Below are 14,400 nucleotides of genomic sequence, written 5' to 3' on the forward strand. Positions count from 1 at the left end.
AGTCCGCCGCCCGCAGATGGGGAGGCAGGGAGCTTCCCGCCTGAGCCATAGCCAGGGGAGGCTAAAAGATGTCCATTCGAAGCACGATCCGCGCCCGTTATTCCGTTCCGTCCATGCTGGTGATAGGTCTGCTGACCGCCACCGCCGCCCGTGCGGAAGACACCGCGGAAGATCCCGAACCTGACGCCATCGTCGTCACCGGGGCCACGGAAACGACCGGTCTCAGCCTCTCCTCTCGCGAGACGCCGCAGTCGGTGACGGTTCTCGACAGCGCCCGCATGGAAGAACAGGGCCTTTACGACATCTCCGAAGTGATGGAGCAGATCGTCGGCATCCAGTCCAACCGCTCCAGCGCCTTGGGAACGGACGGCACCAACTACACCGCGCGCGGCTTCGCGGTGCAGAACTACCTCGTCGACGGGGTGGCCCGGCCTATCAATATCTATGGCTTCACCGAAGACACCGCCGACATGATCGCCTACGACCGGATAGAGGTCATCCGCGGTTCGGCAGGCATGATGACCGGCACCGGCCAGCCCTCCGCGGCGATCAACATGGTCCGCAAGCGCCCCGGCACGACCACCCGCGCCACCGCCGCCGCAACGGTCGGCTCCTGGGACATGTACCGGGTCGAGGGCGACGTTGGCGGAGCGCTGACGTCCGACGGAAAAGTGCGCGCCCGCGTGGCCGGGGCCCTGCAGGAAAACGACACTTTCATCGACCGCGAACACGTCAAGCGCCAGGCGCTCTACGGCGTGGTGGAAGCGGACCTCACCCCCAACACCCTCCTTACCGCCGGCGTGGAATATCAGAACTTCCGCAACGAAGCCGCCTCGCGCGGCGGGGTCCCGCTCTACTTCACCGATGGCACCAAGACGCATTTCGCGCGGTCGACCAATGGCGGCACGGACTGGTCGGACTTCCACCGCAAGAGCGTCAATCTCTTCGCGTCCTTGGCCCATGATTTCAGCAGCGACTGGCATCTGGAGGTCAGCGCCGAGCACAAGTCCGGCTCTTACGACGAGACGATCGGGTACTTCTTCGGCTCGTCGATCGACAAGGATACCGGCCTTGGCGGCACGCTCTATTCCACGCGCTGGGCATCGGACCTGACGCTGGACGCCGTCTATGCCAACTTGCGCGGCAGCTTCGAGGCGCTCGGCCAGGAACAGCATATCGCCCTGAACCTGAGCCACGCCGAGTTCGACGACGACCAGACGCTCTACCCCGGCTGGTGGGACGGCCCGGAATACATGAACTCCTCCATCAACGCCTACGAGTTCTTCGAGACCGGAAGCTACCCCAAGCCCGACCTGACGGCGACTGGCGCCCTTGGCGGCAATCGCGTTCGGACCACCAGCGCGGCAGGCGTGGCGCGGCTGAAGCCGATTGCGCCGCTCTCCATCATCGCCGGTGGACGCCTGACATGGTGGAAGCAGGACAGCTATTCGCAGGACGAAGGCGCGGCCCGGATCTGGACGCCGGGCACGCACGAGAAAGCCGTCTTCACGCCTTATGCGGGCATCGTGCTGGACTTCACGAAGACCATCTCCGCCTATGTCAGCTACGCCAGCGTGTTCGAACCGCAGACCAAGCGCACGGTGGACGGAGACATCATCGCGCCGCTTGAAGGCAATACTTACGAGGCCGGTCTCAAGGCCGATTTCCTCGACGGCAAGCTGAGCGCCAGTGCGGCAGTCTTCCGCATGAAGCAGGACAATTATGCCCTGGCCGACGGCGCCGGCATCTTCGCGCCGGACGGCAGCACGGCCTATCACGCGGTGTCGGGCATGAAGTCGAAGGGCTTCGAACTGGAAGTCACTGGCGAGGTGCTGCCCGGCTGGCGCGTGGCGGGCGGTTTCGCCAACGCCCGCGCGAAGGATCGCGACGGCGTGCGCCAGCTGCCGCAAGTCGCGAAGAACAGCTTCAAGATGTTCACGACATATCGCCTGCCCGGCGACCTCGACGGCTTGACGCTGGGCGGCAACCTGACGTGGCAGGGCAAGACGACGGCAGACGGCGAAGGCCCCAACGGCGAGATCTATACGCAAGGCAGCTTCGCGATTGTCGATCTTCTGGCAAGCTATCGCTTCTCGCAGCGGCTGTCGCTGGCGGTGCATCTCGATAACCTGTTCGACAAGACCTACTATTCGGGCCTGTTCATCGGCAGCGCGCGCTACGGTTCGCCGCGGGCCTTCACGGCATCGCTGCGCGCAAGCCTGTGATCCGGGGCCGCCCCGGGTTTCCTGCCTGATCGAATGGGAAGGACGGTTCCGTCAGGAGCCGTCCTTCCGCGCCCCTGCCCGCCCCGGGGCCTTCCCCCATGCCCGCCCGCTGGCGATCATGACGCGCCGCCGTCCGGCTTCGCGTCCAGGGCAAGGGTGGGGAGCAGTTCGGCTACCGTGGGATGAATGGGCACGGCCCAGCGCAGCGTATCGATCGAAGCGCCTGCGTTCATCAGGTCGAGCACGCCGCTGATCGCCTCGTCGCCCGACGTGCCAAGAATGGCGGCGCCGAGGATTTCACGCGTTTCGGCATCGGCGACGAGCTTCATGAAGCCCAGCGTTTCCGCCTTCTCCACGGCGCGGCCGACCCGGGACATCGGACGCTTGGCCACGAGCAACGATCGGCCGCTGGCGCGGGCCTGGCTCTCGGTCATGCCGACACGGCCGAGTGGCGGATCGATGTAGAGCGCATAGCCGAGGATCCGCGCACTGACGCGGCGCGCCTCGCCGTCGAGCAGATTGGCAGTGACGATCTCGTAATCGTTCCACGCGGTGTGGGTGAAAGCCCCCTTGCCGTTACAGTCGCCGAGGGCCCAGACGCCTTCGCATGTAGTGGCGAGCTGATCGTCGACCGTGATGTAACCGCGGGCGTCGGTGGCGATCCCCGCCTTGTCGAGGCCGAGGTCGTCGGTGTTGGGTCGCCGCCCGGTGGCCAGCAGGACATGGCTGCCATGGATCGACGGCGCGCCGGTCTGGCAGTCCACCCCAACGGAGACGCCCGTTTCGTGCGGCGCCAGGCTGATGCAAGTGGCCGAAGTGCGCACCTCGATGCCTTCGGCTTCAAGGATACTGCGGATTTCCTCGGAAACGTCCTCGTCCTCCCGGGCGATCAGGCGGGGTCCCATTTCCACCACGCTGACCCGGCTGCCGAAGCGGCGGAACATCTGCGCGAATTCCAGGCCGATATAGCTGCCGCCGATGACCACGAGATGCTGGGGCAGACTGTCGATCGCGATCAGATCGGCATTGGTCAGGAAGGCGACATCCTTGACGCCCGGCAGATCGGGGATAGCCGGACGGCCGCCGACATTGAGGAAAATCCGGGGCGCCGACAGACGGCGCTCACCCACCGCCATGAGCCCCGGGCCGAGGAAGGCCGCATGGCCGCGAACCAGCTCAAGCCCCGGCATGCCCTGAAGCCAATCCTCGTTGCCGTGACGGGCATCGAGGATGATCCGGCGTGCCCGCTCCGCCACTTTGGCCATATCGACCGAGACCGGACCGCTGCTCACGCCGAAATCGGCACCGCGGCGGGCGAGGTGGGCGGCATAGGCGCTGGCCACCATCGTCTTGGTGGGTCTGCAGCCGGTGTTGACGCAGGTTCCCCCGACATGGCGGCGTTCGATGAGCGCGACGGTCATTCCGGCAGCCGTCAAGCGCCCCGCCAGCGCGGGACCGGCCTGACCGGCGCCGACGATGATGGCGTCGAAATGCTCGGTCATACCTGGCTCACGATCATGACGGCCGCCGCGATTGCCACGACATCTTCCAGAAGGGCCGCCGGGCGGTCGCTTCCGAAGGCCCTGGCCAGCGCCCCTCGCGCCGCCGCGCCGCCAAGCGTGCCGACGAGGGCACCGAGCGCGCCCAGCAGAAGCCCGGCGATCAGACTGCCGCTGCCGGCGCCGATGGTCGCCCCGGAGAGCCCGCCGGTCAGGATACGGCCCCCGAACTGCACCGGTACCTTGCGGCTGGGCGTTGAGGGAAGCTTGTCGGTGACGAGTTCGCCGAGGGCCAGGACGCCGAGGATCCAGGGCGTGAAAGCATAGCCCATGAACGCGAGCGGCGTATCGGCCACATGCAGGCCGCCGAAACGCGCCGCGAAAGCCGCCGCGGCCGGAGCGGTCATCGACCGCAGGCCCGCAACGATCCCGATCAGAAAGGCCAGCACGAGCATAAGTCGAACTCCTTATGAGTTGTTTCGCTTTTCGTTAACGCGTCTGCGGATCACTCTGGCCGGCGGCATGGCAGGAGAAGACGGCACATCGCTTGGGCCGCTGCCGGTTCGAAAGCTATACCGGCATTCCACCAAAGGCCAAGGCCGGGAGATCATGGATAGATCCAGACTGGCGCCATGTGCATCCTGCGGCCTCGGCTGTTTCGCTCAAGAACGGTATGCGCAGGCCGTCCGATCGGTCTAGACGGCACGGATGAGCCTTCTCGAACACACTCTCGCGGCCCTGGCGATCCAGGGCCTGTTTCGGCTTCTCACCGGAAACTGGTGGAGCGGGGCCGTGGCGGCCTCGGCCTATTTCCTGGGGCGTGAGGTGGCGCAGGCGGAGTATCGCTGGATCGAAGTCTACGGACATGGGCTGAGGGCGAATATGCCGTGGTGGGCGCCGATGGACCTGCGGGTATGGCCGAAGCTCGATCAGTGGGTGGACTGGATGGGGCCGATCGCGGCCACCGGCGCGGTTGCCTGCCTGCTGAACCGCCGCCGATGAGCAGAACCGTCTCGCGAGCCGTCCCGGAAGGTTCGCCGCGCGGTTGAACAGCCGTCATGGCTCGGCTTATCATGCGGCGATGAAACTTCTCCTTTCGGTCGCCCTGCTGACCAGCGCCCTTTTCGTGCAACCGCTGGCCGCGGTGCCGGACGACGACGTGCTGCGCTGGGTGGACCCGATGATCGGCACCGGCCCCGAAGGACATACCTTCCCGGGCGCCAGCGCGCCGTTCGGCATGGTGCAGCTCTCGCCCGATACCGACGCGACCTGCCAGATACGCGACTGCTACGCCCATGCCGCCGGCTACAGCTATCACGACAGCACGATCCAGGGCTTCAGCCACACGCACTTTTCAGGAGCCGGGCACTCGGACCTGGGCGACCTGCTGGTGATGCCCGCCATCGGCCCGGCCAGCGCCGTGAAGCTCGACCCCGGCAGCGCCGACCGGCCCGGTTCCGGCTATCGTCAGCGCTTCTCGCACGGGACCGAAGTGGCCAGCGCGGGCTACTATGCCGTGACCCTGGCCGACAGCGGCGTGCGTGCGGAACTGACCGCCGGAACCCGCGTCGGCATCCATCGCTATGCTTTCCCCAAGGGCACGGACGCGCACCTGGTGATCGACTTGCGCAGCAGCCTCTACGATTATCCCGGCAAGATCCTGTGGTCGGGCCTGCACGTGCACCAGGACGGCACGATCACCGGCTTTCGCGAGACGCGCGGCTGGGCGCCGGGCCGCAAGCTGTTCTTTGCGATGCGCTTTTCCGCGCCGTTGAAAGACCACGCCTTCATCGACCGTGACGAGCACGTTCCCTACAAGGGCTTCCGCGCACCGCAGGCGCTGCCGGGCCGGAGCGCGGACGGCGTGGCCGAGAAGCTGGGCAAGGCGCTGGAGGCCCGGCTGGACTTCGGCTCGCTGGACCGGCCGCTGGAAGTGCGCGTCGCGCTGTCCGGGGTGGACGAGCAAGGCGCCATCGCCAATCTCGATGCCGAGGGCGCCGATTTCGAGACCGTGCGCCGCCGCACCGAGGGGCAGTGGCGCGAAGCCCTGGCCCGGCTCAGCATGGACGCACCGCCGAAGATGCGGACCAGTCTCTATACCGCGCTCTATCACAGCCTGCTCGCACCCAGCGTATGGAGCGACACCGACGGGCGCTATCGCGGCCCTGACGATCAGGTCCACATCGCACGCGATTTCACGTTCCGCTCGACCTTTTCGCTTTGGGACACTTTCCGCGCCGAGCACCCGCTGCTGACCCTGGTACAGCCGGAAAGAACCACGTCCGACATCGTCAATTCGCTGGTCGCCAGCCGCGAGCACAGTCCCTGGGGCATCCTGCCGGTGTGGCAATTCGCCGGGCGCGAAACCTGGACAATGATCGGCTATCATGCCGCGCCGGTGATCGCCGATGCCTATCTCAAGGGCCTCGGCGGGTTCGATGCGGCCAGGGCGCTCGACGCGATGGTCGCCAGCGCCGACTATGCGCCCTACGGCGGCCTGGCCGAATATATCCAGCGCGGCTACGTGCCGATCGACAAGGAACCCGAGGCGGCATCGAAGACGGTCGAGTACGCTTACGACGACTGGACGATCGCCCGCATGGCGCAGGCCATGGGCCGCAAGGATCAGGCCGCGCGGTTCGCAAAGCGCGCCGGATACTGGCGCAATTCCTTCGACGCGAAGAGCGGCTGGCTGCGCGCCCGCAAGAGCGACGGCACTTTCCGCACGCCGTTCGATCCCACCGCGATCAACTACGGTTCGGACTATACCGAGGGCAACGCCTGGCAATATAGCTGGTTCGTGCCGCAGGACCAGGCCGGGCTGTTCCGCATGCTCGGCGGCGACGGCAAGGTCATCGCCCGGCTGGACGCCATGTTCGACTTCGACAATTCGAAACTCGACTACAGCCATGCCGAGGACATTTCCGGCCTGATCGGTCAATATATCCACGGCAACGAGCCGAGCCATCACGTCGCCTACCTCTACGCCCATGCCGGCGCGCCGTGGCGCACGCAGGAGCGGTTGAAGCAGATCGTCGAGAGCCAGTACAAGCCCACGCCGGATGGCCTGTCCGGCAATGACGACCTGGGCCAGATGTCGGCCTGGCTGGTCTTCACGGGGCTTGGCTTCTATCCGGTGACGCCCGGATCCAACCAGTATGTGATCGGCCGTCCCTTTGTGCGCCATGCCGCCATCACGCTGCCCGGCGGCAAGACCTTCACCATCGAGACCGACGCCTTCTCCGACGCCAATCCCTATGTCGGCAAAGTGGAACTGAACGGACGCCCGCTCGACCGCGCATGGATCTCCGATGCCGAAATACGCGGCGGCGGCACGCTTCGCTTCGTGATGCAGGCCCGGCCCGACAAGGCCTGGGGCTCAGGTCGCGGGGTCAGGCCCTTCTCGATGTCGGCGCACTGACCGTCCGCCCCGCCCCCGGCATGTTTCTAATCAGCGCATCGAGCGACCATGCTCCGCCGCCGCGCGCGATGAGCGGCAGCAGGATCGCAGCCCAACTGAGATGCGTTGGCCAGGCATCGGGATAGACGAATATCTCGATGACGGCGGTCATGCCCAGCAGGGCGGCTGCGGCCGGCCGGGTGCACAGCCCCAGCACCAGCAGGATCGGGAAGACATGTTCGGAATAGGCCGCCGCTCTGGCCGCGAATTCGGGCGATACGAGCGGCAGCGCATATTCGCTGCGGAACAGCTCGAAGGTGCCGGGGGTGATGGTAAGGATGCCCTCCACCTTGCTGCGGCCGGACTGGAAGAAGACCGCCGCTATGCCCAGCCGGGCGATCAGCAGGAGCAGATCCTCGGGCAGGAGGCGGGCCGCCAGCGCGGCGGCGCGATCGGAAAAGGCTTGGAGCTTGGGCATGGCGCGGTGTTCCGTGAAAGAGCGCCCGCATCCGGAGCCAGAGCCGATCACAGCACTGGCCGGATGCGGGCTGAACGGGTTCGCTGAAAGGCTCAGGTCTTGGGCGTCAACGAGCCGTGGCCCTTGGGCGTCTTGATCTTCTCGCACGAACCGGCCTTCACCAGCTTCCAGGCATTGCCCTGGTAATCGGTCTTCGAAGTGCCGGCGCAGCTGGTGCCCGCACCGGCCTTGCAATCGTTCTTTCCGGCGAGCGAGACGCCGTAGCACTTTTCCATGGGGGCGGCGGGCGCCGCGGCGGCATGGCCGGCGACGGACAGGGCAAGGGCGGCGGCGAGCGCGGCGGGGGTCTTGTTCATGGCGGAAGTCACCTTTCGTGCAGGCCGGTCATTCGGCCGCTTCATGAAAGCCAGTTCGGACCGATGCCGACGAAGGTTACAGTGCGCGGCGCCGAAATTTATTCTAGACTGGCCTGTAACCATTGCCGCCACTTTCCCGAATGGGGGTGAGGAGCATCGATGCAGGCAAGCGAAGACGAACTGAGGGCGATGATGATCGGCGGGCTGAATGGTCACGCGCCGTCTCATGCCGCGTTGCTGCGTGCGCTTGTCCCCCTGCTCCGCGCTTTCTATCGCCGCCGCATGCAGGGCGGCGAAGACGATATCGAGGACCTCGTGCAGGAAACGCTGATCGCCGTGCATACCCGGCGCGCCACTTACGACCGTGACCGCCTGTTCACCCCATGGCTCTTTGCGGTCGCGCGCTACAAGATGATCGACCACTTCCGGCTCCGCCGCCGCAATTGCCCGATCGAGGGATTGGAGGAAATCCTGGTTGCCGAAGGTTTCGAGGATGCCAGCAATGCCCGCATGGACCTGGACCGCCTGCTTGCGGACCTGCCGCCCAAGCAGGCGGAGTCCATCCGCGCCACCCGGATCGACGGTCTCAGCATCACCGAAACCGCCGACCGCGCGGGCCTTGGCGCGTCGGACGTGAAAGTCTCGGTCCACCGGGGTCTCAAGGCGCTGGCCGCCCGTATCGCGGGAGAGCGGCGATGAACGTCGAGACTCTCATCGACACGCTCTCGGCCGACGTGAAGCCGGTGCGCCGCCACGCGGTAGCACGGCGGATCGCGCTGGGCCTGCTCATGGGCGGCGCGGCCACCGCCATCCTGATCGCCATCGGCCTGGGCATCCGGCCCGATCTGGGTCTGGCGATGCGCGGCTATTCGTTCTGGGTGAAGTGGCTCTACACGCTCTCGCTGGCGGTCTGCGCGCTGATCCTGGTCGCCCGACTGGCGCGGCCGGGCAGGTCCGCATCGCGCTGGCTATGGCTGCTGCCCGTACCGGTCTGCCTGCTCGCCGTTATCGGCGTGGTAGAGATGGCCCATGTCCCGCAGGCGGAATGGCTGGCGATGTGGCTGGGGCATAGCTGGAAGGTCTGTTCTTCGCTGGTGCTCATGCTGGCCGCGCCGATCTTCGTCGGCCTGCTCTGGTCGTTCCGCCGACTGGCGCCCACGCGGCTGCGTGCGGCGGGGGCGGCAGCGGGGCTTGCCGCAGGGTCCTGCGCGGCGACCCTCTATTGCCTGCACTGCCCGGAAGTCTCGGCGATCTTCGTGCTGACGTGGTATACGCTGGGCATCGCGCTGGCGGCGGGCGCCGGGGCCCTGCTGGGGCCTCGCGTGCTGCGCTGGTAAAAAGAAATTGCCGGCGCTGTAACCTCGGCCCGCTCCGCGCCGAACTGGAAGGGCCAAACCGGCACTACCCATCGGGAGATCGATCCATGAACGCCAAGTCCACCAGCATCACTTTCGCCGCCACGGCCGCCCTGCTCGCTCTCGGCGCCGCTGCCAACGCCGTGCCCGCGAGCGCCCAGGACGCGAAGGCCGAAGCCATCCACTGCTACGGCGTCAACAGCTGCAAGGGCACTTCGGACTGCAAGACCGCCCAGAACGACTGCAAGGGCATGAACGTGTGCAAGGGCCACGGCTTCAAGGAAATGACCGCCAAGGCCTGCGCCGCTGCCGGCGGCCGCACCACCGAGGCCAAGTAAAGTGCAGGAGGGCCCGGGCGGTTTCGCTTCCGCCCGGGCCCGCCTTCCCCCCGCCCACCTGCCGCGAGCATGACCATGAACGCACCCGTCCCGACTTTCTCCGGCTATGGCCTCGGCCTTCGCAGGGAGCATTACCGCAACTTTCTCGAAACCGCGATCGACGTCGATTTCGTGGAAGTGATCTCGGAAAACTTCATGGTCGATGGCGGCCGCCCGCGCGACATCCTGCGGCGCGTGCGGGAACGCCACCCGGTGGCGCTGCACGGCGTTTCGATGTCGATCGGCTCGGCCGACGGCCTCGACCGCGCCTATCTCGAAAGGCTGAAGGCACTCGTCGACGAGATCGAGCCGCTGTTCGTGTCCGACCACCTCAGCTGGTCGCGTTTCGAAGGCTTCAATTCCCACGACCTGCTCCCCCTGCCCTATACCGCCGAAGCGCTCGACGTGGTCTGCGCGAACATCGGCCTGGCGCAGGATGTGCTGGGCCGCGCGATGCTGGTGGAGAACCCCTCCAGCTACGTCGCCTTCGACGGATCGACGATGAGCGAATGGGCCTTCATCGATGCCATGTGCCAGCGCACCGGCTGCCACCTGCTGCTGGACGTCAACAATATCCACGTCAGCGCCGTGAACCACGGCTTCGATCCGGTCGTCTATCTGGACGGCATCCCTGGCGCGCGGGTGCGCCAGGTCCATCTCGCGGGGCACAGCCAGGGCGAGGACATGCTGATCGACACGCATGACAGCCCCGTCCCGACTTCGGTCTGGACCCTTTACGAACATGCCATGAGCCGCCTCGGCCCGGTGGCGACGATGATCGAGCGGGACGACGCCATCCCCCCGCTGGAAGAACTGCTGGCCGAACTGAATACGGCGCGCCGCATCGGCACGGCGGCCCGGCGAAAGGCGGCGGCATGAACCTCGCGGCACTTCAGGGCGATTTTCGCGGATGGCTGGTCGAAGCTTCCGAACATGCGGCGCGCCGCATCGGCCCGGCCGCCCGGCCCGGCCTGTCGGTCTATCAGAACAACTATCGCACGCAGCTGGTCACCTGCCTGGCCGAAACGCTGGGGCACACCCATGCCTGGCTGGGCGACGAAGCGTTTCTCGCTGCTTCCATCGCTCATATCGACGCGGTGCCCCCGCATGCCTGGACGCTGGACGTCTATCCCGCCGGCTTTGCCGAGACGCTGGCCCGCCTCTATCCCGGTGATGCGGAAGTGTCCGAACTGGCGGCGCTGGAATGGGCGCTGTCCCGCGCGTTCACGGCGCCCGATGCCGCGCCGATGCCGCTGACCGATCTCGCGGCGGTAGACTGGGACACCGCCGTCCTCCGCTTCGCGCCCAGCCTGCAGATCCTTCCCGCCACGACGAATGCGGCCGCGATCTGGTCGGCTCTGGCTGCCGGCGAAACGCCGCCCGCAGCCGCGCTCTTGCCGGAAGCCGCCGCGCTGCTGGTGTGGCGGCAGGACTTCGCCCCCACCTTTCGCACCATCGATGCCGTAGAAGAGCAGGCCATCGCCCTCTGCGCCGCGGGGCAGGATTTCACGGCGCTCTGCGCGTCACTGGCCGAGGCGCTGGGCGAGGAACCCGGCATGGCCCGCGCCGCCGCCCTTCTGGGCAAATGGATCGGCGACGGCCTCATCATCGGCGCGGCCCCGCCTTCGACCGCCGCGTAACGACCGGGCCCGGCAGGCCCGCCATCCGCAAGTCATCGTCCATTCTGGCCCCGCGGTCGCCGGGGCCCTTGCATTGGGGCCGGCAGGATGTGCTAGGTGTTCAGCGGCAGTGCCGAGAGAGGATGAAGACCATGACCGCTATTCCCGAACGCCGTTTCCGCTCGCAGGACTGGTTCGCCGATCCTGCGCGGTCGGACATGGTGGCTCTCTATCTCGAGCGCTTCATGAACTACGGCATCACCCCCGCCGAACTGCGTTCCGGCCGCCCGATCATCGGCATTGCGCAATCGGGCAGCGACCTGTCGCCCTGCAACCGCATCCACCTGGACCTCGCGAAGCGAGTGCGCGACGGCATTCGCGATGCGGGCGGGATCGCGATGGAGTTCCCCGTCCATCCCATATTCGAGAACTGCCGCCGCCCGACCGCCGCGCTTGACCGCAACCTGGCCTACATGGGGCTGGTGGAGATCCTCTACGGTTATCCGATCGACGCCGTGGTCCTGACCACCGGCTGCGACAAGACCACGCCTTCGCAAGTCATGGCCGCTTCCACGGTGGACATTCCCGCCATCGTCCTGTCCGGCGGGCCGATGCTGGACGGGTGGCACGAAGGCGATCTCGTCGGTTCCGGCACCGTCATCTGGCGCAGCCGCCGCAAGCTGGCGGCGGGCGATATCGACGAGGAGGAATTCCTCCAGCGTGCCTGCGACAGCGCACCTTCGGCCGGGCACTGCAACACCATGGGCACGGCTTCGACGATGAACGCCGTCGCCGAGGCGCTCGGCCTCTCGCTGCCGGGCTGCGCCGCCATCCCGGCGCCCTATCGCGAACGCGGCCAATACGCCTATGAAACCGGGCGCCGCATCGTCGAAATGGCGCACGAGGACTTGCGCCCCTCGCGGATCCTGACGCGCGACAGCTTCCTCAACGCCATCCGCGTGGTCAGCGCCATCGGCGGATCGAGCAATGCGCAGCCGCACATCATGGCGATGGCCCGCCATGCCGACGTCGAATTGACCGCGGCCGACTGGACCGAACATGGCTACGACCTGCCGCTGATCCTCGACATGCAGCCCGCCGGACGTTTCCTGGGCGAACGGTTCCACCGTGCCGGCGGCGTCCCCGCGATCATGTGGGAACTGCAGCAGGCCGGCGTCCTCGCCGACCAGTGCCTGACCGTGACCGGCGAAACCCTGGCCGACAATCTCCAGGGCCGCGAAGCGCGAGACCGCGAGGTCATCCGGCCCTTCGCCTCGCCCTTGCGCGAAAAGGCCGGCTTCCTGGTACTTTCGGGCAACCTGTTCGACTTCGGCATCATGAAGACTTCGGTGATCAGCGCCGAATTCCACGACCGCTACCTCTCCCGCCCCGGCTCGGAAGGCGCGTTCGAGGCGCGGGCGATCGTATTCGAAGGGGGCGAGGACTACCACCACCGCATCAACGATCCCGCGCTGCAGATCGATGCGGACTGCATTCTCGTCATGCGCGGCGCCGGTCCGCAGGGCTGGCCCGGCTCGGCAGAAGTCGTCAACATGCAGCCGCCAGATGCCCTGATCAAGCTGGGCGTGCAGTGGCTGCCAACCCTGGGCGACGGCCGCCAGTCGGGCACTTCGGACAGTCCCTCGATCCTCAACTGCTCGCCCGAGAGCGCCGCCGGGGGCGGGCTGTCGTGGCTGCGCACCGGGGACACCATCCGCATCGACATTCGCGCCGGCACCTGCAACGCCCTGGTGGACGAGGCCGAGATCGCCGCCCGCAAGGCCGAGGGGCCGCCGCCGATCCCCGAGAGCCATACGCCGTGGGAGGAACTGTTCCGCGAAAAGACCGGACAGATGGCCGACGGCGCGGTGATGGAGATGGCCGTCAAGTACCGGCGCATCGCCGAAAAGACGCCCCGTCACAATCATTGAGCGCCCATAATCACCGAGCGCCTGATCACTGAGTATCGCCATTGGCGAACACCGGGCGGGGGAGCGATCCCCCGCCGCGCCGAATATCGAACACCTTCCTGCACCCGCGCCTTGCCAACGGCCAAGGCGCGGGGCACATCGCCAGGATGACGCTTGAACAGCTGCGCATCTTCATCGCGGTCGCCGAACGGGAGCATGTCACTCGGGCGGCCAGGGCGCTCAACGTCACCCAGTCGGCCGCGAGCGGCGCGATTGCAGCGCTGGAAATCCGCCACGACGTGAAGCTGTTCAACCGCGTCGGTCGCGGGATCGAGCTTACCGACGCCGGCCGGATGTTCCTGGACGAAGCCCGCGCCGTCGTCGCCCGTGCCGCCAGCGCCGAACTGGCCCTGGCAGAATATGGCGGCCTCAAGCGCGGGACACTGCGCCTCGTCGCCAGCCAGACCATCGCCGGCTACTGGCTGCCCGCGCGCCTTGCCGCATTCAAGCGCCGCTATCCGCGGATCGCGCTGTCGGTCGCCATCGCCAATACCGAGGCGAGCGCCCGCGCCGTCCATCTGGGCGATGCCGAACTGGGCTTCATCGAAGGCGCCGTCGACGATCCGGCGCTGGCACGCTGGCCGGTCGGCGCCGACCAGATGGTCATGGTCGGCCGGGAGCCGGTAGAGGCGGTCACTAACGACTGGCTTGCGAAAGCGCCCTGGGTCATGCGCGAGGAAGGCTCGGGCACCCGCTCGACGTTCGAAGCGGCGGTCCGCGATCGCGGTCTCGATCCCGGCGCGCTCGACGTGGTGCTGACGCTGCCGTCGAACGAAGCGGTCCTCGCCGCCTTTCTGACCGGCGCGGGTTACGGCGTCCTCTCCAAGCTGGTCGTCGATACCGCGCTGGCGGCCCGCTCCCTTCATGCCCTGCCGTTTCACCTGCCACGGCGGCCTTTCTTCGGGCTGCGGCAGAAGGAGCGCTATCGCAGCAAGGCGGCCGATGCCTTGCTCGACATCATCCGCGACCACGAAGCGCAGCCCGACTGGATCATCTGATCCGCGAGCAGGCCTGAATCGATCGACCGAAGCGATCGTCCCGAGGAAAACGCCGACGAGCATATACGTCTCGCGCAACCCTTAGGCTCGCAGGACCGCCGATCCAAGGCGCGCGATCAATCT

General features: G+C 67.0%; 14 protein-coding genes. 10 read left to right on the forward strand and 4 right to left on the reverse strand.

What is annotated here, in order from left to right:
- Window positions 1–68 precede the first annotated feature (68 nt).
- The gene (locus EDF58_RS14175) at window positions 69–2,225 is read left to right on the forward strand and encodes a TonB-dependent siderophore receptor (protein ID WP_132266725.1); all 2,157 of its coding nucleotides are present in this window, start codon (window positions 69–71) and stop codon (window positions 2,223–2,225) included.
- A 116-nt stretch (window positions 2,226–2,341) separates the two neighbouring features.
- Here the strand turns inward: EDF58_RS14175 and EDF58_RS14180 are convergent, their stop codons facing one another.
- A complete protein-coding gene (locus tag EDF58_RS14180; protein ID WP_132266727.1) occupies window positions 2,342–3,727 on the reverse strand; it encodes an FAD-containing oxidoreductase in 1,386 nt (461 codons plus the stop codon).
- A complete protein-coding gene (locus EDF58_RS14185) occupies window positions 3,724–4,179 on the reverse strand; it encodes a DUF4126 domain-containing protein (protein WP_132266730.1) in 456 nt (151 codons plus the stop codon). The genes EDF58_RS14180 and EDF58_RS14185 overlap by 4 nt, the downstream gene beginning before the upstream one ends.
- A 253-nt stretch (window positions 4,180–4,432) precedes the next feature.
- Here EDF58_RS14185 and EDF58_RS14190 point away from each other — a divergent pair, with 253 nt between their 5' ends.
- Both EDF58_RS14190 and EDF58_RS14195 read left to right on the forward strand, forming a co-directional pair.
- Window positions 4,433–4,726, forward strand: coding sequence for a hypothetical protein (locus EDF58_RS14190; protein ID WP_132266733.1), 294 nt, complete (start codon window positions 4,433–4,435; stop codon window positions 4,724–4,726).
- A 79-nt stretch (window positions 4,727–4,805) separates the two neighbouring features.
- Window positions 4,806–7,145, forward strand: coding sequence for a GH92 family glycosyl hydrolase (locus EDF58_RS14195; RefSeq protein WP_132266735.1), 2,340 nt, complete (start codon window positions 4,806–4,808; stop codon window positions 7,143–7,145).
- Here the strand turns inward: EDF58_RS14195 and EDF58_RS14200 are convergent.
- Window positions 7,117–7,602, reverse strand: coding sequence for a DoxX family protein (locus tag EDF58_RS14200; RefSeq protein WP_132266738.1), 486 nt, complete (start codon window positions 7,600–7,602; stop codon window positions 7,117–7,119). The genes EDF58_RS14195 and EDF58_RS14200 overlap by 29 nt on opposite strands.
- A gap of 92 nt (window positions 7,603–7,694) precedes the next feature.
- Complete coding sequence (locus EDF58_RS14205; protein ID WP_132266741.1) at window positions 7,695–7,958, reverse strand: DUF2282 domain-containing protein; 264 nt, start codon at window positions 7,956–7,958, stop codon at window positions 7,695–7,697.
- A 159-nt stretch (window positions 7,959–8,117) separates the two neighbouring features.
- Between EDF58_RS14205 and EDF58_RS14210 the strand changes: the two genes are divergently transcribed.
- The 7 genes from EDF58_RS14210 (at window position 8,118) to EDF58_RS14240 (ending at window position 14,277) form a co-directional block, all read left to right on the forward strand.
- Window positions 8,118–8,657: a sigma-70 family RNA polymerase sigma factor gene (locus EDF58_RS14210; protein ID WP_132266744.1), complete on the forward strand. Its 540-nt coding sequence runs from the start codon at window positions 8,118–8,120 to the stop codon at window positions 8,655–8,657.
- Complete coding sequence (locus tag EDF58_RS14215; protein WP_132266746.1) at window positions 8,654–9,295, forward strand: DUF1109 domain-containing protein; 642 nt, start codon at window positions 8,654–8,656, stop codon at window positions 9,293–9,295. The genes EDF58_RS14210 and EDF58_RS14215 overlap by 4 nt, the downstream gene beginning before the upstream one ends.
- Window positions 9,296–9,381: 86 nt before the next feature.
- Window positions 9,382–9,651: a hypothetical protein gene (locus tag EDF58_RS14220; RefSeq protein WP_132266749.1), complete on the forward strand. Its 270-nt coding sequence runs from the start codon at window positions 9,382–9,384 to the stop codon at window positions 9,649–9,651.
- Between the two features lie 75 nt (window positions 9,652–9,726).
- Entirely contained in the window at window positions 9,727–10,569 is an 843-nt protein-coding gene (locus EDF58_RS14225; protein ID WP_132266752.1) for a DUF692 domain-containing protein, read from the forward strand.
- Window positions 10,566–11,330: a DNA-binding domain-containing protein gene (locus EDF58_RS14230; protein ID WP_132266753.1), complete on the forward strand. Its 765-nt coding sequence runs from the start codon at window positions 10,566–10,568 to the stop codon at window positions 11,328–11,330. Before EDF58_RS14225 ends, EDF58_RS14230 begins: the two co-directional genes overlap by 4 nt.
- Window positions 11,331–11,461: 131 nt before the next feature.
- A complete protein-coding gene (locus tag EDF58_RS14235) occupies window positions 11,462–13,240 on the forward strand; it encodes an IlvD/Edd family dehydratase (RefSeq protein WP_132266755.1) in 1,779 nt (592 codons plus the stop codon).
- A 146-nt stretch (window positions 13,241–13,386) separates the two neighbouring features.
- Window positions 13,387–14,277, forward strand: coding sequence for a LysR family transcriptional regulator (locus EDF58_RS14240; RefSeq protein ID WP_132266757.1), 891 nt, complete (start codon window positions 13,387–13,389; stop codon window positions 14,275–14,277).
- The last annotated feature ends 123 nt before the right edge of the window (window positions 14,278–14,400 follow it).

The sequence above is a fragment of the Novosphingobium sp. PhB57 genome (assembly GCF_004342985.1).
Taxonomy (GTDB): domain Bacteria; phylum Pseudomonadota; class Alphaproteobacteria; order Sphingomonadales; family Sphingomonadaceae; genus Novosphingobium.

Bases quoted from the DNA above. Each gene is read 5' to 3' on its own strand.
- EDF58_RS14175 (WP_132266725.1), top strand. From the start codon at position 69: ATGTCCATTCGAAGCACGATCCGCGCCCGTTATTCCGTTCCGTCCATG.
- EDF58_RS14180 (WP_132266727.1), bottom strand. From the start codon at position 3,727: ATGACCGAGCATTTCGACGCCATCATCGTCGGCGCCGGTCAGGCCGGT.
- EDF58_RS14185 (WP_132266730.1), bottom strand. From the start codon at position 4,179: ATGCTCGTGCTGGCCTTTCTGATCGGGATCGTTGCGGGCCTGCGGTCG.
- EDF58_RS14190 (WP_132266733.1), top strand. From the start codon at position 4,433: ATGAGCCTTCTCGAACACACTCTCGCGGCCCTGGCGATCCAGGGCCTG.
- EDF58_RS14195 (WP_132266735.1), top strand. From the start codon at position 4,806: ATGAAACTTCTCCTTTCGGTCGCCCTGCTGACCAGCGCCCTTTTCGTG.
- EDF58_RS14200 (WP_132266738.1), bottom strand. From the start codon at position 7,602: ATGCCCAAGCTCCAAGCCTTTTCCGATCGCGCCGCCGCGCTGGCGGCC.
- EDF58_RS14205 (WP_132266741.1), bottom strand. From the start codon at position 7,958: ATGAACAAGACCCCCGCCGCGCTCGCCGCCGCCCTTGCCCTGTCCGTC.
- EDF58_RS14210 (WP_132266744.1), top strand. From the start codon at position 8,118: ATGCAGGCAAGCGAAGACGAACTGAGGGCGATGATGATCGGCGGGCTG.
- EDF58_RS14215 (WP_132266746.1), top strand. From the start codon at position 8,654: ATGAACGTCGAGACTCTCATCGACACGCTCTCGGCCGACGTGAAGCCG.
- EDF58_RS14220 (WP_132266749.1), top strand. From the start codon at position 9,382: ATGAACGCCAAGTCCACCAGCATCACTTTCGCCGCCACGGCCGCCCTG.
- EDF58_RS14225 (WP_132266752.1), top strand. From the start codon at position 9,727: ATGAACGCACCCGTCCCGACTTTCTCCGGCTATGGCCTCGGCCTTCGC.
- EDF58_RS14230 (WP_132266753.1), top strand. From the start codon at position 10,566: ATGAACCTCGCGGCACTTCAGGGCGATTTTCGCGGATGGCTGGTCGAA.
- EDF58_RS14235 (WP_132266755.1), top strand. From the start codon at position 11,462: ATGACCGCTATTCCCGAACGCCGTTTCCGCTCGCAGGACTGGTTCGCC.
- EDF58_RS14240 (WP_132266757.1), top strand. From the start codon at position 13,387: ATGACGCTTGAACAGCTGCGCATCTTCATCGCGGTCGCCGAACGGGAG.